General features: G+C 41.3%; 18 protein-coding genes and 1 riboswitch. Of the genes, 5 read left to right on the top strand and 13 right to left on the bottom strand.

Features of this window, described 5'->3' with window-relative positions:
• Positions 1 to 99: 99 nt before the first annotated feature.
• The 13 genes from metK to dnaA form a co-directional block, all read right to left on the bottom strand.
• The gene (metK, locus tag QVP40_RS06260; protein WP_022067619.1) at positions 100 to 1,281 is read right to left on the bottom strand and encodes a methionine adenosyltransferase; all 1,182 of its coding nucleotides are present in this window, start codon (positions 1,279 to 1,281) and stop codon (positions 100 to 102) included.
• Positions 1,282 to 1,387: 106 nt separating this feature from the next.
• A riboswitch (SAM riboswitch) is annotated at positions 1,388 to 1,487 on the bottom strand.
• Positions 1,488 to 1,570: 83 nt separating this feature from the next.
• Complete coding sequence (locus QVP40_RS06255; protein ID WP_022067618.1) at positions 1,571 to 2,863, bottom strand: UDP-N-acetylglucosamine 1-carboxyvinyltransferase; 1,293 nt, start codon at positions 2,861 to 2,863, stop codon at positions 1,571 to 1,573.
• Positions 2,864 to 3,073: 210 nt separating this feature from the next.
• Positions 3,074 to 3,586, bottom strand: coding sequence for a shikimate kinase (locus QVP40_RS06250; protein ID WP_022067617.1), 513 nt, complete (start codon positions 3,584 to 3,586; stop codon positions 3,074 to 3,076).
• Positions 3,587 to 3,700: 114 nt separating this feature from the next.
• On the bottom strand, positions 3,701 to 4,285 hold the full coding sequence (locus tag QVP40_RS06245) for a flavin reductase family protein (protein ID WP_022067616.1): 585 nt from the start codon (positions 4,283 to 4,285) through the stop codon (positions 3,701 to 3,703).
• A 17-nt stretch (positions 4,286 to 4,302) separates the two neighbouring features.
• Positions 4,303 to 5,970 (bottom strand): putative manganese-dependent inorganic diphosphatase, encoded by a 1,668-nt coding sequence (locus tag QVP40_RS06240; RefSeq protein ID WP_022067615.1) that lies wholly within the window; start codon positions 5,968 to 5,970, stop codon positions 4,303 to 4,305.
• A gap of 54 nt (positions 5,971 to 6,024) precedes the next feature.
• A complete protein-coding gene (locus QVP40_RS06235) occupies positions 6,025 to 6,930 on the bottom strand; it encodes a S1 RNA-binding domain-containing protein (RefSeq protein ID WP_022067614.1) in 906 nt (301 codons plus the stop codon).
• 570 nt (positions 6,931 to 7,500) lie between these two features.
• Entirely contained in the window at positions 7,501 to 7,962 is a 462-nt protein-coding gene (locus QVP40_RS06230) for a DUF1002 domain-containing protein (RefSeq protein ID WP_022067613.1), read from the bottom strand.
• Between the two features lie 501 nt (positions 7,963 to 8,463).
• Positions 8,464 to 9,342 carry a 16S rRNA (adenine(1518)-N(6)/adenine(1519)-N(6))-dimethyltransferase RsmA gene (gene rsmA / locus QVP40_RS06225; RefSeq protein ID WP_022067612.1) on the bottom strand — a complete coding sequence of 293 codons (879 nt, stop codon included), beginning with the start codon at positions 9,340 to 9,342 and terminating at the stop codon, positions 8,464 to 8,466.
• 36 nt (positions 9,343 to 9,378) lie between these two features.
• Complete coding sequence (locus QVP40_RS06220) at positions 9,379 to 12,045, bottom strand: tetratricopeptide repeat protein (RefSeq protein ID WP_022067611.1); 2,667 nt, start codon at positions 12,043 to 12,045, stop codon at positions 9,379 to 9,381.
• 125 nt (positions 12,046 to 12,170) lie between these two features.
• Positions 12,171 to 13,277, bottom strand: a complete 1,107-nt coding sequence (gene recF, locus QVP40_RS06215) for a DNA replication/repair protein RecF (protein WP_022067610.1) — start codon at positions 13,275 to 13,277, stop codon at positions 12,171 to 12,173.
• 3 nt (positions 13,278 to 13,280) lie between these two features.
• Positions 13,281 to 13,490, bottom strand: coding sequence for an RNA-binding S4 domain-containing protein (locus tag QVP40_RS06210; RefSeq protein WP_138270989.1), 210 nt, complete (start codon positions 13,488 to 13,490; stop codon positions 13,281 to 13,283).
• A gap of 9 nt (positions 13,491 to 13,499) precedes the next feature.
• Positions 13,500 to 14,615, bottom strand: coding sequence for a DNA polymerase III subunit beta (dnaN, locus tag QVP40_RS06205; RefSeq protein WP_022067608.1), 1,116 nt, complete (start codon positions 14,613 to 14,615; stop codon positions 13,500 to 13,502).
• Between the two features lie 182 nt (positions 14,616 to 14,797).
• Complete coding sequence (gene dnaA, locus QVP40_RS06200; protein ID WP_022067607.1) at positions 14,798 to 16,168, bottom strand: chromosomal replication initiator protein DnaA; 1,371 nt, start codon at positions 16,166 to 16,168, stop codon at positions 14,798 to 14,800.
• A 569-nt stretch (positions 16,169 to 16,737) separates the two neighbouring features.
• On the opposite strand from dnaA, the gene rpmH reads away from it, so the two are divergent.
• From rpmH to QVP40_RS06175, 5 genes are all read left to right on the top strand, one after another.
• Complete coding sequence (gene rpmH / locus QVP40_RS06195; protein WP_005423866.1) at positions 16,738 to 16,872, top strand: 50S ribosomal protein L34; 135 nt, start codon at positions 16,738 to 16,740, stop codon at positions 16,870 to 16,872.
• 83 nt (positions 16,873 to 16,955) lie between these two features.
• On the top strand, positions 16,956 to 17,318 hold the full coding sequence (rnpA, locus tag QVP40_RS06190) for a ribonuclease P protein component (RefSeq protein WP_022067606.1): 363 nt from the start codon (positions 16,956 to 16,958) through the stop codon (positions 17,316 to 17,318).
• On the top strand, positions 17,299 to 17,508 hold the full coding sequence (yidD, locus tag QVP40_RS06185; protein ID WP_138270987.1) for a membrane protein insertion efficiency factor YidD: 210 nt from the start codon (positions 17,299 to 17,301) through the stop codon (positions 17,506 to 17,508). Before rnpA ends, yidD begins: the two co-directional genes overlap by 20 nt.
• Before the next feature lie 26 nt (positions 17,509 to 17,534).
• On the top strand, positions 17,535 to 18,821 hold the full coding sequence (gene yidC / locus QVP40_RS06180; RefSeq protein WP_138271008.1) for a YidC/Oxa1 family membrane protein insertase: 1,287 nt from the start codon (positions 17,535 to 17,537) through the stop codon (positions 18,819 to 18,821).
• Between the two features lie 21 nt (positions 18,822 to 18,842).
• Positions 18,843 to 19,108, top strand: a 266-nt coding sequence (locus tag QVP40_RS06175) for a Jag N-terminal domain-containing protein (RefSeq protein ID WP_288200355.1), incomplete at its 3' end; no start/stop codon positions are given.

Raw genomic sequence — 19,108 nt, 5'->3', positions numbered from 1 at the left:
GAATATAAAAACGCACGGGCAGTAAAATCACATTACCACCTGTGCGTTCATTATATCACATTGCCAGATTTCTATGTCTAAATTTTCTATAAAATCATTTTAGGCAAGATATTTTTTCAGATCATCCACTTTATCCAGTTTCTCCCATGGAAGCTCTACATCTGTACGTCCGAAGTGTCCGTAAGCTGCTGTCTGTTTATAGATCGGTCTTCTTAAATCCAGCATACGGATGATTCCTGCCGGACGAAGATCAAAGTTTTCACGAATGATCTCAACAAGCTTTGTATCAGAAAGTTTTCCTGTACCGAAGGTTTCCACGTTAATGGAAGTAGGCTGTGCCACACCGATAGCGTAGGAAAGCTGGATTTCACATTTATCTGCCAGACCTGCCGCTACAATATTTTTCGCAACATAACGTGCTGCGTATGCCGCAGAACGGTCTACCTTTGTGCAGTCCTTTCCGGAAAAAGCGCCGCCGCCGTGACGTCCGTATCCGCCGTAGCTGTCAACGATGATCTTACGTCCTGTAAGCCCGCTGTCTCCGTGAGGTCCGCCGATTACAAAACGTCCTGTAGGATTGATGAAATATTTTGTGTTTTCATCCACCATATCTGCCGGAATAATAGCGTCAAATACGTATTTTTTGATATCCTCATGGATCTGCTCCTGAGTAACCTCCGGATCATGCTGAGTAGAGCATACAACCGCGTCAATACGTACCGGCTTGCCTTCCTCGTTATACTCCACAGTAACCTGTGTTTTTCCGTCAGGTCTTAAATAGCTCAGTGTTCCGTCCTTACGGATCTTGGTAAGCTGACGGGCAAGCTTGTGAGCCATATTGATGGCATACGGCATATATTCCTCAGTTTCATTGGAAGCATATCCGAACTGGATACCCTGATCCCCTGCACCAATGGCATCGATCTCATCCTCGCCCATTTTTGCTTCCAGAGCCTTGTCAACGCCAAGGGCAATATCTGCAGACTGCTCGTCAATGGCAGTGATAACCGCGCAGGTATCTGCGTCAAATCCATATTTGCCGCGGGTATATCCGATCTCTCTTACAGTATCTCTTACGATTTTCTGAATATCAACATATCCGTTTGTTGTGATCTCTCCCATAACAAGAACAAGGCCTGTTGTAGTCGCTGTTTCGCAGGCAACACGGCTCATTGGATCCTGCTCGATCAGAGCGTCAAGAATGGCATCGGAAATAGCGTCGCACATTTTGTCCGGATGGCCTTCAGTAACAGATTCGGAAGTAAATAAAATTTTTTCCATTGTGTTTTTCCTTTCTTCATAACGACCCGAAAACTTATTGTTACGGGTATTGGTAAACAAAAGAGACAGCCCGAATAATCGGACTGTCTGAATTTATCTTTCAATCCTCTTATTGTTCGATCACTCGCTCAGGCTGGCACCTTCCTCAATAGAGGGGTTGCCGTGGCTTCACAGATCCTTTGTATCTCCACCACTCTGAATAAAAGGCCGTTCTCTATTTGATTTGTAACAATCATACAATATACTCATTTTTTCCGTTTGTCAAGAAAAAATATATGAGATTTCCGGATCATCCTACACGAAGACGGAATTTCTGGATCTCTTTTTCACTGGAAACTCTCTCGATTTCTGCGCCAAGGCTTCTCAGCTTTTCTTCAAAATTCTCGTAGCCTCTCTGGATGTAAACAATATCATCTACAACCGTTACTCCGTCTGCCGCCAGACCTGCAATTACCAGAGCTGCGCCTGCGCGAAGATCCGGCGCGCTGACTCTTGCGCCTGTAAGCTTACGTACTCCGTCAATGATCGCAGAATTTCCTTCCACCTTGATGTTCGCTCCCATTCTGGAAAGCTCGTCCGCATATTTGAACCGGTTTTCAAAAATACTCTCTGTAACAATACTTGTTCCCTCTGCAAGAGCCAGAGTTACAGCGATCTGCGGCTGCATGTCAGTAGGATATCCCGGGTAGGGAAGTGTTTTTACATGAGTTCTGTGCAGTCTCTTTCCTGCACGGACGCGAACTGCATCATCAAATTCCTCTACTTCACAGCCAATCTCTTCCAGCTTTGCAGTGGTTGCTTCCAGATGCTTGGGAATTACATTTTTTACTGTAATGTCTCCGCCTGTAGCAGCCGCCGCAAACATAAAGGTTCCTGCCTCGATCTGATCAGGAATAATCGAATATTCTGTGCGGTGAAGCTTCTCCACACCTTTTATGCGGATAACGTCTGTTCCGGCGCCCTTAATGTTGGCTCCCATGCTGTTCAGGAAGTTAGCTACATCAACTACATGAGGCTCTCTGGCCGCATTTTCGATAATCGTGCGTCCCGGAGCCATAGATGCTGCCATCATAATGTTGATGGTTGCGCCAACAGACACAACATCCAGGAAAATATGGCTTCCGTGAAGATTTTCCGCACTTGCCATAATCGCCCCATGAAGAATCTTTACATCTGCTCCCAGAGCCCGGAAGCCCTTCAGATGCTGGTCAATGGGACGGCTTCCGATATTGCATCCGCCCGGAAGCGGCACCTCCGCATGTTTATATTTTCCAAGCAGCGCGCCCAGAAGATAATAGGATGCGCGGATTTTTTTAATGTATTCATAATCAACGCTGATATCGGCAATGGTAGAACCATTGATCTTTACTGTAGATCTGTTGATTCGTTCTACCTGGGCTCCGATCCCGGCAATTGCTTCCAGCAAAACATTGATGTCTCTTACGTCAGGCAGATTTTCGATTAATATGGTTTCATCCGTCATGATTGCAGCAGAAAGTATTGCAAGGGCTGCGTTTTTGGCTCCGCCGATCTCAACTTCACCTACTAACGGATTGCCTCCTTTGATTACATACTGTTCCATAAAACACCTCTATGAATTATTTTCACTCCGTAAGCCGAAGCAAACACCAGAAATGTTACTGTTCACTCTGTTCACAGTAACCCAGAAATGACTTATCATATCCGAAAAATGTTAATATATTAAAATGTTCAATATCGTATTATAACATATTTTTAACATTTGTAAATAAAAAGTTAAGTATCTGTGCCTGCTTCTGCTCTTTCCTCTGCTTCAACAGTTACTTTTTTGCTTTTCCAGTGTTTCCAAAACTGCCTGCAGACATGTTTCCAGATCCTGTCCTTCCTGATCGATCACAATATCCGCATATTTTTCGTACAGAGGTGTGCGTTCTCTGTACAGATCTGCCAGCGTCTGTCCTTCCTTCAGGACAACTCCTCTTCCCTTAAGGTTCCCAAGCCGCTTTGACAGTTCGTTCAGCGACAGTTTCAGATAGACTACTGTTCCAACAGACTTCAGATGCTCCATTGCCTCCTGGCAGTAAACCACGCTTCCCCCTGTGGCGATCACCGTCTCCTCCGCCTCAATAGAAGCATTGACACGATTTTCTATTGCCTGAAATCCATCATTTCCCTCCTGAGCTATGATCTGATGGAGCTTCCTTTTTTCCTGCTTCTGTATCAGAAGATCAGAGTCAAGGAACTGATAGCCCAATACCTTTGCAAGAACAACACCGATGGTGCTCTTCCCCACTCCCGGCATTCCTATCAATGTAATGTTATTCATATATCCTCCAGACATCTCTGTCTATCTTATTATCTGCAAATAACCAGATTTTATTTTACCATAAAAAGCCCTTTTCTGCAATCCCCCGGAAAATCTGCACTTTTTTTCCATTTTTCAGCGTTTTTTAGCCTGTTTTTTTGCTTTTTTCACACTGTAACCAAAAGTTCCCAGTTTCTTTCCTGTTCCCAGATACTCCCCATGTGAATACACAATAGGTCTGGCTCTGTTTAAATCAAACCGGTTCTTCTCATCCATATATTTTTCATCTGCGTGAACTGCTGCAACCTGGGCGATAAACATGTGATGAGATCCAAGTTCCCGGATTTCTTTTACCTTGCATTCAATAGAAACAGGGGCTTCTGCTATCATCGGCGCTTTTACCTTTTCTGCCTTTTCCCTTGTCAGTCCTGTCTCCTTAAATTTATCAACATCTCTTCCGGATTTTACTCCGCAGTAATCTGTGGCAAATGCCAGTTCCTCAGTAGTCAGATTAATCACAAACTCTCCTGTTTCACGGATCATGTGATAAGAGTAACGCTCCGGACGAATGGATATGGATACCATGGGAGGATTGGTACACACAGTTCCGGCCCATGCCACTGTTATAATATCATCTCTGCCCTCTTTATCTGCTGCGCTTACCATTACAACAGGAAGAGGGTAAAGCATATTTCCCGGCTTCCAGCTCTGTTTCGACATAAAAATCCCTCCTGAACTTATGCGTACTCGTTCTGCATCTGCGCAGCTTCCATTAATGCAGGAATAAGCTGTTTCTTTCTGGAAACCACACCTTTCAGATACAGAGAACCATTGTCCGCCTCCATGCTAAAAGCGCTCTCCGCCATCTCTTTACTGCCTTCGCCATAAAACAGAAGCTCTGTAGAACGGTTCATAATACTTGTAAGCATAAAGTAGACCCTGGAAACTCCATGACGGCCGCATTCACTTACCATAAACGGTTCCAGACGTTCTTTTATCACCTTAAGCTCGTCCTCGTCCATAGAACTGATCTGGCCCACGCCAAAGGTAACGTCACCCTCTGCAATAAATTTCTTATAATCCTGATAAAAGATTTCTTCCGGCGACTTGTCCTTCAGATTGCTTCCTGCCTTAAACATTTCCTTTGCAAATTCCTCTATGGAAATATCTGCGATCAGCGCAAGAGCTCCTGCTGCCATTTTATCCTGAAGAGTACAGGTAGGAGAACGGAACATCAGAGTGTCAGAAATAATGGCCGCGCAGAGAAGTCCTGCGATTTTAGGCGGAATCTCCAGTTTCTGTTCTCCATAGATCTGATACATAATCGTTCCCGTACATCCTACCGGCTGATTCCGGAAGCTGACCGGCTGCATTGTCTGAAGCGTACCCAGCTTATGATGGTCGATAATTTCAAGGATCTCCGCTTTTTCAATATTATCAACAGCCTGATCCTTTTCATTATGATCGACCAGAACCACCTTTTTCTTATGCATATCAAGAAAATTACGGCGAGAGATCGTACCCACACATTTTCCCTTTTTGTCAATTACCGGGAATGCCCGGTGACGATTCTTGATCATCACATCCTGAATATCATCTGTAAAATCCTCTGTGTGGAAGGTTACCAGATTTTCTGTTTTCATGATATATCTCACAGGAATACTTTGATTGATCAGTCTTGATATTGTAAACGTATCATATGGGGAAGAGATCACCACAATATCCTTTTCATGAGCAAGCTTCAGGACGTTTTCTGTTACCTGGATATCCATTCCCACAATAATACAGCTCACATTCATTTCAATGGCCTGCAGATGATCCTCTTCTCTGTTTCCGAGAATGATCATATCATTCTCCCGCACGTACTCTCTCAGCTTGTCCGGGTCAGCAGTTCCCACCATAACCTTTCCTTCTGTAAAATATCCGTGTTCATTTCCTTCGATCACACTGCCGCCAATGGTTTCCGCAATGCGTCTGTACTGGGTTCTTGCCCGTGACAGAAGATAACTGTCTGTTGTGTCCATATATGTCTGGGCAATATCTCCAATGGTGATCAGGCCCTCCAGACAGCCCTCTTTATCTCTGATCGGCAGAGAAACAATGCTGTTTTCCTGCATCAGATCCCATGCATTCTTTAATGACATACTCTTATCTGCTTCCGGGCTCATGCGGATATCCATATCCTTGACCTGAGTTCCTATATTACTCAGATATCCCGGAGGCTGAATCCCGAAACGGTTCAGCACATACTCAGTTTCCTCATTTATCTGGCCTGCGCGTTTGGGAACATATCTTTTGTTCTGAAATGTTCTGTTTTTTATATCACAATACGCAATGGCAGAACAGATAGAATCCGTGTCCGGGTTTTTATGTCCGATCACAAAAATCTTATCCTGTTTTCTCATAAATTCCTCCTCGCTGCCTCTTTCTTCGACTGATACTGTATTTCTTTGCGGTACTCAGTCCAGTTTGATTCCTGCAAATAATGATCCAAGAGAGGTAGTTGCTTCCTCACCTGCATCCGGAACCTCATAGACCTCTTCCTCAATGTCTTTTGCCATCATATCAGATGCCTCTTTTATGCTGAGACTTAATTTTCCATCCTTTACAGCAGTTACCTTAACCTTTACTCTGTCTCCCACAGAAAGAACCTCAGAGGGCTTTTTGATTCTTTTCTCGCAGATCTGGGAAATATGAACAAGACCGGAAAGACCGTTCCCAAGATCCACAAAAGCTCCGTATGGCTGGAGGCTTTCTACCGTTCCTTCTGTTACCAGTCCCACCTGAACATTTGAAATTTTTTTCTTTCTCTCTTCCTCTGCCTGCTCTCTCAGAAGTTCTCTTGCAGAAAGAATCAGCTTTTTACTGTCTTTGTCACACTCGATCACCTGAACCCGTATCTGACGGTTCAGATATTCATCTGTATCCTCCACATATCCAAGAGAAAGTCTTGAAGCCGGAATAAATCCCCGTACACCTTCCACATACGCAATGACGCCTGCATTGGTGATTCCCTTTACTGTAACGTCAAGAGCTTCTCCTGATTCTTTATATTCCCGGATTTTTTCCCATGCGAGCACATCTGCCGCCTCAACCCTGGAAAGAAGAATATTGCCGTTTCCGTCATCTTTACGGACAACCGTGGCAGAAACCTCGTCTCCCGGATGAACTTCCTCTTTCAGATTAAATCCCGGCTCTCTGGTATAGTCTTCAGCCGGAATCACACCCTCCGCATAATATTTCAGATCAAGGATCACTTCCTTTTCGTCCACACTTACTACTGTTCCGGTAAGAATGTCCCCTTCTTCTATTTTTTTCATAGACTCATTCAGCTCTTTTTCGTAATCTTTCATTGTTTCAGCCATAATATACTACTCCCTTTCCTGCTATTATTTTCCTGCGTCCTCTGTCAGAACTGTGCAGCAGCTTTTATTTATGTCATATGATACCGCAGGTTCAAAACCCGGCATTCGCATCACTGAACCTCGTTAAGTGTCCAGTCATATTTCCTCACGAAATTCATCCTGTGTCTCCGACCCGGATTCATTAAGTGTTCCTATTATACCATACGGGGTTTCTGACCTACAACCTATTTACAGCTCAACAGCAAAAAAGCTCCCTGATTCAGGGAGCCCTATAAACGAGGAGTACCCCGGCAGTGGTTTACCGGGGCAATTATTATGAAAAAATTTATGTGTAATGAAGAACATTACAACGTCATAACATTGTTCTTTCGAACTGTTCTTATCATAGCAATCTTTTATGAACTTTCTATGAACAAACAGTGAATCTTTCGTGTATTTGCACAATATTTTTTCTTATATTCCTCTGTTTTTTATAAAAATACTACATATTCTTCTTCACTTTACCAAATTAACGTTGTGTAATATACATAATTTGTTTATCTTTATATCCAAATTGTCTGCAACCTGTTGTCAATTCAGGATATCTTTTACCATATCTACCAGTTTTCCGAAAATACTCTTAACATCCTCTTTGGTAACTCCCAAACTCTCCAGCTTATCATATACCTTATGGACCTGCTCCCTCAGCTGTTCTTCATCAAGATCCATATTTTTAAACTTGTTATAAAGACTTACCAGAGTGCTTTTTTCAGAATCTGACAACGTAAAACCGGCTGCCTGTGCTGCGGTGTCAATCGCAGAAGAAATCTCTTCGTCAGTAACATCTGCCTGTCCAACTGAATCCATTGCAGATATGATAATGTCAACCACCTTATCCGGATCAGAGAGAAGATCTCCTATTCCGCTCTCCTTCAAAAGGTCCACTGCCTGATCTACCGCCGCATCTGTTGCAGTATCCGCGGATACGACAGCAGGCGCTGTACATGTAAGCGCTCCTGCAAGAATCCATGCACTTAATTTTTTTATTTTCATTTTTATTACCTCCGTTTTGTCTGAAACCATGTTCTGGAAAACCATTGCTGTTTTCCTGCAATTATGTCAGAAATACCTTATGCCCCGTTGCCGGCAGCCTGGCAAAATGCCTTCCCAATGACCTTTGGAAATATCATCTTTTTTCTGACATCTGCTATTATATCACACTTTCAAACCTGCGCTGTAATATGTTTATGAACATTTTCCCTTCTTTCAGATCAGATCTGTCATTCATAAATCTTTCTATATTCGTTCATTATTTTTTCATATCTTAAACATGAAACTCTCATATTTTACAGATATACTATTCACATAAAAATAATACAGCCAACATTATTTTTATAATTTTCTTTTTCATATGTTGGATACCTGTAAAGGTATTCAACTCTCCTTCCTTTTAAATTTAATAAATCTTCAAGTAAAAAGCATCCGACCAGCCACCGGATGCTTTTTACATACTCTTTTTTTCTGTCATACAGTCCATTCTCTGCTGTGGCGGCATCACCGGGATGCCGTACAGCAAAATGCATTTGTCAGAGCGGCAAACTGCTCCAGACTCAGAGCTTCTCCTCTGATATTCAGAGGAAGCCCGCAGGCGCTGATCGCGCTCTCAACCTGTTCTTTTGTATAATTCAGTTCCTGGGAATTTTTCAGCCCATTGGCCATTGTTTTTCTTCTCTGGTTAAAAGATGCGCGAATAAGCCGGAACATCAGCTTTTCATCCTGCACCTGAACAGGCGGCTCTTTGTGTCTTTTCAGGCGGATCACAGCGCTTCCCACCTTTGGTCTTGGCATAAAACAGTTGGGCGGCACATTTGCCACAATCTCCGGTTCCGCATAATACTGAACGGCCAGAGACAACGCCCCGTAATCCTTTGACCCCGGACCTGTCTGCATACGGTCTGCCACTTCTTTCTGAACCATTACTGTTATGGATTCTACCGGAACATGGCTCTCAAACAGTCCCATAATGATCGGTGTTGTAATATAGTAGGGCAGATTTGCAACTACCTTGATCGCCTTTCCCTGATTTTTTTCATCTGCTATCTTCTGAATATCTGTTTTCAGGATATCCCCGTGAATAATATTTACATTATCCCAGTCCTTCAGAGTATCCTGCAGTATGGGGATCAGAGCATCGTCGATCTCCACTGCCGTGACTGCTCTGGCAGAGTCTGCCAGATACTGTGTCATAGTTCCGATTCCCGGTCCTATTTCCAGTACAAAATCGTCTTTTGTTATTTCAGATGCCCGAATGATTTTTTCCAGAACATGAGTATCGATCAAAAAATTTTGACCAAACCTTTTCTGAAAAACAAATCCATACTTCTGAAGAACTTCAATCGTGTATTTGGGATTTCCAAGATAAGGTCTGGTCATAATCTTTACTTCCTTTTCCGTTATTTATTTTTTATGTTACTTAAAATCCTTTTCGTAGAGAACTGTATATCCGTCCATATCTGTTCTCTTCTTGGAAATATTTCTGCTCAGTTTACGGATTCCGCCGGTAGATTTTGCAATGGCATTATCAATGATTTCCTTTACAGCGCCTACGTTCATAGGCATATCTTCTTTCTGATTCACACTGATCAGATTGTAAAGTACCAGCATTGCCTGCTGATCAATCGTATAACCCCGTTCTCTTGTATAAACCATTGCAAAGTTTACAAGCTCATCATTGGTAAATACCGGGATATTGATCATAGATGTAAATTTGGACGTAAATTTCGGGAATCTTGCCATCAGCTTTCTCATTCCGATCTTTTCGTCTTCCAGAATCACGATCATTCCGTCTGTACGGAAATCCATTGCCTTGCTTAACTGATTTACGGTTTCTTTTTTAAGCTGGTTTGCATTTTCAATTACAAGGAAACCACCTGCCATCTTTTTGACGATTGCAGGAATATTTTTGCCATTGATCTGCTCTGCAAATACATAGGCAACCTTGGCGGCTTCAAGATTCAGTTCCTTGCATATTGCAGGAATCAGTCCTGAGATCAGTCTTGTTTTTCCTGTCTCTCTTCCGCCCATAACAATAATGTTTCCGGTTCTGGACGTTTTGTCAGCAGCAGCCATCTGAACGTCGCAAAGCGCGTCTACAAGCTGCTCTCTCAGCCCGGGTACTCTTGCAAAATATGTAAACAGTTTTTTCTCGCTGTCTGTAAGAGTTTTCTCCCTGGGAATAATATCCATTGCCTCCTGAGGACGGATGGTATCAACAAACCGTTCCAGTTCCTCAGCCTGACTCAGACGGACATTTTTCTTCTTCCGAGGAGCCTTCTGTCCTGCCGGCTCTTCTTTAAATACTGTTTTTCTGTCCGGATCCGGTTTTCGGATCTCTGCATTCTTCTCTTCTGAAATTATTTTTGCAGATTTATTTTTTGAAATAGGATTACGGCTTACGACAGGAAGCTCTTCCGGTTCTTCATCATAAAAATCATCTTCCTCGTCGTCGGATTCTTCTCCGTAAAAGTCGTCGTCATCAAACTCTTCGTAGAAGTCATCTCCGTCATCAGACTCATCTTCGTAGAAATCATCGTCCTCATCGTCAGATTCTTCCCCGTAAAAATCATCGTCCTCGTCATCATATTCATCGCCGTAGAAATCATCGTCCTCATCATCAGAAGCATCTTCATAAAACTCATCTGCTTCTCCAAACTCTTCTTCCAGAAGCTCCTCCGGATCTTTGTGATCTTTTCTTCCGGCCGGACCATTAAGGAATTCCTCTTCCGCTTTCCGGAGATCTTCCTCTGTCATATAATCCTCATCATCAGGCTCTGTTGTGTGAACGTCCTCTGTTTTCACTTCATCGTCCGGAATTTCAATTCCCTGGGCAGTTGCTGCTGAAAGGATCATGTCTTCCAGATTAAAATCAAGGTCGCTTTCTGTTTCCAACACACTCTTTTCTGTTCCCGGTAAAGTCACATCCGGAGCCTTTGGGATTTCTGTCACAACGGAGCTTTCCAGATCTATATTTTTCATGGATTCCGGAATTTCAAGCTGTGGAAGCTCCTGGCTGTTGTCAGAAAGAGCCTCTTCTTCTTCCAGACGTGCAACCTCTGTCTGATCGGAAAAATCCTCAAATATCTCATTTACATCAATTTCCTGAGCATCCGCCTCTTCCTGTTCCAGTGTTTTTTCCTCAGGAATATGTTCTTCTGCCGGTTCTTCCTCCCGGATAACAGAATCTTCTTCCGGCTCAAGATCCGGTACATTTTTGTGTTCTTTTTCAGAAGAACGATCCCGGATCATTTCCTCCTGAAATTCTTCCTCTTCTTTTGTGAAATCCTCTTCTTTCTTTTTACCGTTAAAGATATCCCGGATTCCCTTTGAAATTTTTTCCTGAATACTTTCAGCGTTATTTACATCCCGTTCATCAATACGAACATTCTCAATCACAGGAGAATCTTCATCCATAACAGTGTCATATTGATTTCCGGAATCTGTTTCCCTGGATTCTGCTGACTGATTCATCTGGTCAACCGTTGTCAGATTCGGAATAAACTGTTTCTCATACTGCTCTCTTTCTTTCCCGGTAAGCTGTCCCATCCGGTTTTTCAGATCCATTGCTTTCAGCACATAACGGCCTTCGCTGAACCAGAGAATGATATCGTTGCACATTTCCAGGCATTTTTTCATATCGCCTTTCTGGTAGTACAGCTTTGCCAGTTCATAGGACCATCTCTCTGTAAACTCACGTTCCTTATATTCTTCCAGAATACGGATCTGCTCATCCAGAGATACCTGTTTCGCTTTGCTGATCTTATATTTGAGAATATACTGGGTATTGTCATTGGGAGCAACCTCCAGATATTCCTCATAAAACTCTTCCGCTTCCTCGATATCCTGCATTTTCAGAGATACCTCGATCAGCCTGTACAAAATATTTTTACCGATAGGCGCCCGATGATATGCCAGAAGAAAAATCTCCTTACTTTCCTCATATCTCTTATTTGCAGCATAAATCTCACCAACCACGCACAGATTATGAACATTTTTTACTCTGCGCCAGTCAATGCTGTCAACAACCTCCATAGCCTCTTTATATTTTTTCTGGGCCAAAAGGCTTTCAATACGGCTCACTTTTATTCGAAATTCCTCTTTATCCAATATACATTCACCAACTTTCCATAATTAAAACAAGTTTAACATATGCATTTATGCTTGTCAAAGAACTTTCCCCGGAAAAAATAAATTCCGGGGAAAAATTAATTCTGTTTGCTGTTCTTTTGTACCGGATTAAAAACTTCGCCTTTCACAACCCGAAATACTTTATTAATGTGAAACTGATGGTTCACAAAATCATCCAGACCTGTACAGGTGATCAATGTCTGAATATCATGAATACTGTCCAGAAGATACGTCTGACGGCTGCTGTCCAACTCTGAAAGTACATCGTCCAGAAGAAGCACCGGCGTATCTCCGATCTTTTTCTTTACAAGATATATTTCTGAAAGTTTCAAAGACAGAGCGGCTGTCCTCTGCTGTCCCTGAGATCCGTATTTCCTGATGTCAATGCCATTTACCAGAAAACACAGATCATCTCTGTGTGGTCCTGAAGAGGTCATTTTCATCCGGATATCCCTGTCCCTGTTTCTGCAGAGCAGCTCTTCAAAATTCTCTTCCTGTGCGCTTGGTTCATAAATAACCTGAAGAAGCTCTTCACCTCCGGTAAGATTTTTATGAATATCACAGATGATCTCATTCAGCTCTTCAACGAAAGTCTGCCTTTTACGAATCAGCTTTTTTCCATACCGTAGCATCTGATGATCCCATACGTCCAGAGTATCTTTCAAAGCTGGATTGGCATACATATCCTTCAGAAGACGGTTTCTCTGATTCACAATATGATTATATCCGGCCAGATCAGACAGATAAATCTGATCCAGCTGACACAGCTCCAGATCCAGAAATCTTCTTCTTTCACCAGGACCGTTTTTAATAATATTCAGATCCTCCGGCGAAAAAAATACAAGATTTACAATGCCGAAAAGTTCTCTGGCCTTTTTAACCGGAAGCCCGTTGACTGCAGCTCCTTTTGCCTTGTTTTTCCGAAGATGCATGTCCAGCTTATAAGAAAGACCGTCCTTTTTTACCATCATGCGGATGTGAGCATCCTCCTGACCGAAACGGATCATTTCTCTGTCCTTGCTTCCCTTATGAGACTTTGTTGTCCCACAAAGATAAACAGATTCCAGAATATTTGTTTTTCCCTGAGCATTATCCCCGTAAAAAATATTTGTTTCCCTGTCAAGATATAATTCAAGGTTTTCATAATTTCTGAAATTTTTTAATTGTACAGACTCTATATACATAATCTACCTGATCACTTTTATATCCTGTCCGTTAAAGGAGATCACATCCCCTTCATACACTTTTCTGCCGCGACGTTCGTCAACTTCACCGTTCACTTTAACAAGCCCGTCCTGAATAACAAACTTTGCCTCAACTCCGTCTTCTACAACTCCTGCAAGTTTCAAAGCCTGTCCCAGCTTGATAAATTCATCTCTGATTTTGATTTCCACAATGATCCTCCTTTATCTTGCCTGATTCTGGCTGATATTTACAGGCAGGATCAGATAGGTGTATGTCTCCTCATCATCTCTGATAAAACATGGAGCCTTGGGGTTCATAAGGTACATATGAATAGTTTCATCATCAATAACTTTCAAAGCATCGATCAGGAATTTCGGGTTAAATCCGATAAGGATATCCTTTCCTTCTTTCTCGATATCGATCTCCTCATTCATGGAACCCATGGAAGAGTCAATTTTAAGCTCCATTTTATTATCTCTGATGTCAATGACGATTGGTTTTTTATCTCCTTCTCTCACAAGAAGTGTGGCGCGGTCAATACAGTTCAGAAATTCTTTTTTATTTACAGACAGCCTGGTATCATAATCGCTGGAAATCATCTGATCAATCCGGAAGTATTCTCCCTCGATCAGTCTGGACACTACCATGGTCTGGTCAAACTCAAATAATATATGATTTTTTGTAAAATAAATACTTACCTGATCGTCAACCTCACCGGAAAGAATTTTACTGATCTCACTGAGTGTCTTTCCAGGAACGACAATCTTTTTGTCAGAATATTCTCTTTTAAGGGGCATACGTCTAATGGATATACGATGACCGTCAAGAGACACTATTTTCAGACAATTATCCTTTATCTCAAAAAGTTCACCTGTCATTAACCGGTTATTTTCATTTACAGCAATAGAAAACAGAGTCTGGCGGATCATTTCTTTCAAAGTAAACTGTGAAAGAGTAAGAGATTCATCCCGTTCAATAACAGGAAGATAGGCAAAATCTTCTCCTGTTTTTCCCGGTATTGTGAATTTTGCTTTTTCACAGGTGATTGTAGCAACATATTTTTCATCTGTATGGATGGTCACATCATTATCAGGAAGTCTTCTGATGATCTCATAGAAAATTTTTGCATCAAGAGCAACCATTCCTTTTTCAGCAATTGTTCCGTCAACAATTGTTTCAATTCCCAGTTCCATATCATTTGTAGTAAATTTGATCTGGTTTGTTGAGGCATCGATCAGAATACATTCCAGAATCGGCATTGTTGTTTTAGAAGGAACAGCTTTCAAAGAGATATTAACGCTTTTTAATAAACTTGTTTTGGAACAGATAATTTTCATGTTGTGTATAACTCCCTTCCTGTTTAAAAATGGCTTTTTAAAAAAATAAATAAGAAAAAATCCGTATTAGCCGCCTTAGGGGCTGTGAATATGTGAAAAAGTCCAAAAAAGCCTTAAAAATCAAGACTTTCAAACTGTATAACTTCGTGTAAAACCCGGGGGTTCATATGTGGATAAAGTAATTATCCCTGTGGATTAATTTTTTTCCTGAGGGTGTCAATGGAATTTTTCAGGTTGTCATTTGTCTGAAGTTCCTTCTCGATTTTCTCAATTCCGTGCATAACAGTGGTGTGATCACGGTTTCCGAGATTTTTTCCAATGGTTTTCAGTGATGTATCAATGATATCCCTGCATAAATACATGGCAATCTGTCTTGGCATAACGATTTTTGAGCTTCTCTTGTTTCCGCAGAGATCTGCTGTCGTCACATGATAGTGCTCTGCAACCACAGAAATAATATATTCCGGTGTAATTACCTTCTGCTGATCCGGCGAAATGATATCTTTCAGCGCTTTTTCTGCAAGTTCCAGGGTAACTTCCTTTTTTTCAAGCTTGGAACTTGCCATTACTTTATTAAAGGCGCCTTCCAGCTCACGGATATTTGATTTTATATTGGTGGCTATGTATTTTATAACCTCTTCGCTGATATTATAGCCGTCCAGTTCTTCCTTTTTATGAAGAATTGCCATTCGGGTTTCATAATCCGGCAGTGTAATATCTGCGATCAGACCCCACTCAAACCGGGAACGGAAACGTTCTTCCAGAATTTCCATATCTTTCGGAGGTTTATCAGAAGATATGATAATCTGTTTTTTGGCGCTGTGGAGACTGTTGAAGGTATGGAAAAATTCTTCCTGTGTGGACTCTTTTCCTATAATAAACTGGATATCGTCAACAAGAAGAACGTCAATATTCCTGTATTTTTCACGGAATTTGGACATTGCTGAATTATTTCCGTTTCGGATCGTCTCGATCAGTTCATTGGTAAATTCTTCACTTGTTACATAAAGAACCTTACTGTTTTCATTATTGTCAATAATATAATGCGCAATGGAATGCATCAGGTGAGTTTTTCCCAGTCCGGCGCCTCCGTAAATAAAAAGAGGATTATAAGTATCTCCCGGAGATTCCGCAACTGCAAGAGCTGCTGCCTGGGCAAATTTATTGTTGCTTCCTACAATAAAGCTGTCAAAAGTATATTTTGGATTCAGATGAGCTTCCTCACATCTTTGATCGCGAAGAGATTTGGATTCAGACATATTATAGGAAGGAATTTCTTTTTTCGGGACATTTTCCGGAAGAATAAACTGGATTTCACAGCTTTCCATTCCCGTAACCTCGCAGATTGTAACCTGAAGAGGCAGTCTGTATTTTTTATTTACAATATCTAATAGAACACTCTGTTCAGAAGGAACGAGGATCGTGACAACGTTGTCCCTTACCTCGTATACTTTCAAAGGCTTCAGCCATGTATTGAAGGCAACGTTCGCAACATCATATTCAACTTTCACGATTTGAAGGATTTCATCCCATTTTTCTATAACTTTATCCATTTTCACTCTCCCGGTTCCTGGTTTCAGGTGTTTTTTTGTTTATTTTAAGTCTGAAAGACATAAATATCCTTATATATATTATAATAAATAAAGGTTTTACGCAATCCTTATTTAAATAATTGTAGTTATACACATTTTTCCACATGTGGATAATGTGAGAGATGTGGAAAATCCCCTTTAAGTTTACATAAAACCGGAAATAGTGGATAAATACCCATGGGGATTGTGTATAAAGTTGTCCACGTAATAATCCTTGTAAAATAAAGGGATTTTTAAAAATAATGTGTAAAAATAAGTCGAAAAATGTGGACATTTTTTAGGGTATCCTCAGAGTTATCCACAAGTTATCCACAAAATGTGGATAACATTACGTAAACTGAAGATTTCCACATATAGATGTTGATTCTAAACAACCGGAAGTAAGAGAAACTTTCAAAGCTTATGATCAGGGGACATTTCTATAAAAATCTTATTTTTAGCTTGACGAACAGGGGGTTTATGAATATAATTGAAATGATGTTCTATGAAAATTTTTAAATTGGATAATAGATAAAGGAGGTGCTTTACCTATGAAAATGACATTTCAGCCAAAGAAGAGATCAAGAGCTAAAGTTCACGGATTCAGAGCCCGCATGAGCACAAAAGGCGGCCGTAAAGTATTAGCTGCAAGAAGATTAAAAGGAAGAAAGCAGTTATCAGCATAAGATCAGACATAAGACCGCAGTATTGTGGTCTTTTCTTCTATACAGGATTATTTCTGTAAGAATAAGAATTGAAGGAGGACCAGATGAAATATTCAGAGTCCTTAAAGAAAAACAAAGATTTTCAGCAGGTTTACAGACATGGAACATCAAAGGCAAATCGGTATCTGGTGATGTACGTACTGGAAAATCAGTACATGAAGAATCGTCTGGGAATATCAGTAAGTAAAAAAGTAGGAAACAGTGTGGTTCGCCACAGAATCACCAGATTGATAAGGGAAAGTTATCGTTTAAATGAACCGTTATTTTGTAACGGCCTGGATATTGTAGTAATTGCCAGAGTATCTGCAAAGGGAAAAAGCTATCAGGAAATAGAAAGCGCCCTGCTGCATCTGGCCGGAAAGCATCATATAGCAGGTGAAAAGAAAAATGAAGAATATTCTGATTAAACTGATACGTCTTTATCAAAAATATTTATCACCGATGAAGAGAACAAAATGCCCTTATATTCCCACATGTTCTCAGTATGGTTTGGAGGCAATCCAAAAATATGGCGCGATTAAGGGTGGATTGCTTGCCCTCTGGAGAATTTTAAGGTGTAACCCTTTTTCTCACGGAGGATATGATCCTGTGCCATAATCAGGAGGAAATGAAAATTGGAATTGATGATTTTAGCTACAAAGAACTCGACGCCAATCATTGGCCAGATCTCAGTTGTCATGGGCTGGATAATGAACGGTATTTACAAATTCCTTGACGGATTGTTCGGAATCCAGAATCTCGGTCTTTGTATCATTATTTTCAGTATTCTGATCTATCTTTTTATGACTCCTCTTCAGATCAAGCAGCAGAAGTTCTCAAAACTGAGTTCAGTTATGCAGCCGGAGCTGATGAAGATTCAGAAAAAGTACAAAAACAAGAAAGATCAGGCTTCTATGCAGAAAATGCAGGAAGAAACCTCAGCAGTTTACCAGAAATATGGAGTATCCCCTACAGGAAGCTGTGTTCAGCTTTTGATCCAGCTGCCGATCCTGTGGTCTCTGTGGCATGTAATCCAGAATATTCCTGCCTATGTTGGCAGTGTAAAAAGTGTTCTTGACGGAGTTGCTTCTCAGATTATCGGTGTCAGCGGATATACCAACATCCTTCAGGATTTTATTACTGATAATAAAATGACCCGTGTAAGACTGATCCTTGACGGTCAGACAGCAACACCAAATTCTGTAATTGACTTTTTGTATGCACTTTCTCCGGGACAGTGGGATAAACTGGCAGATATGAGTCAGTTTGCAGGATTTTCTGATGCGATCAACAGCACAGCCGGGGAAATTTCTCACATGCAGAGTTTCCTGGGACTGAATATTGCAGATATGCCATGGAACTATATTACAGCAGTTGTTGCAGGCGGATCCATTCTTCTTGCAATTGCAGCGCTTCTTATTCCGATCCTTTCCTGGGGAACTCAGGTGCTGAACCTGAAGCTGATGCCTCAGGCGACACCTCAGAATGACGATGGTGCGAATCCGATGGCAAGCTCTATGAAGACCATGAACATGGTAATGCCTCTTATGTCAGCATTTTTCTGTTTCACATTCCCGGTAGGTCTTGGTATTTACTGGATTTCCAGTGCTGTTGTAAGAAGTGTCCAGCAGGTTCTTATTAACCGTCATTTGAACAAGATGGATATTGAAGTTCTGATTAATGAAAACATGAAGAAAATAGAGGAGAAGAGGGCAAAAGCCGGACTTCCGCCTCAGAAGATCACTAATCAGGCACATCAGAGTGTAAAAAATATCAATAAGATAGATAAAGGAAACAGTGGTTCACCGGAAGCAGAGCGTGCGAAAAAGGTTGAGGAATCCTACAAAAAGGCAGCTGCTGCAAAACCGGACAGTATTACAGCAAAAGCAAATCTGGTAAGAACCTTTGACGAAAGAAATAAGAAGAAATAGGAAGGAACGGAGGGGTTCATCATGAATGAGTATGTTCAGTTTTCTGCAAAAACGAAAAATGAAGCAATTACAAAAGCGTGTATTGAACTGGGCGTATCCAGTGATCAGTTGGACATTCAGGTGATTACTGAGGGAAGTACAGGTTTCTTTGGATTTGGAAGCAAGCCGGCTATCATTAAAGTACGTAAGCTTGAAGTTTCTTCCGAGGAAGCAGAAATCGAAAAAATTGTAGATTCAGTAAAAATTGAATCCTTTAAGGAAGAGAAAAAGGCACCGAAACAGAATTC

This window comes from Blautia sp. CAG:257, from assembly GCF_000433815.1.
GTDB classification, from domain to species: domain Bacteria; phylum Bacillota; class Clostridia; order Lachnospirales; family Lachnospiraceae; genus Blautia_A; species Blautia_A caecimuris.
Note: the sequence above shows the minus strand (reverse complement) of the source record. Positions and strands in the feature narration are given on the sequence as shown.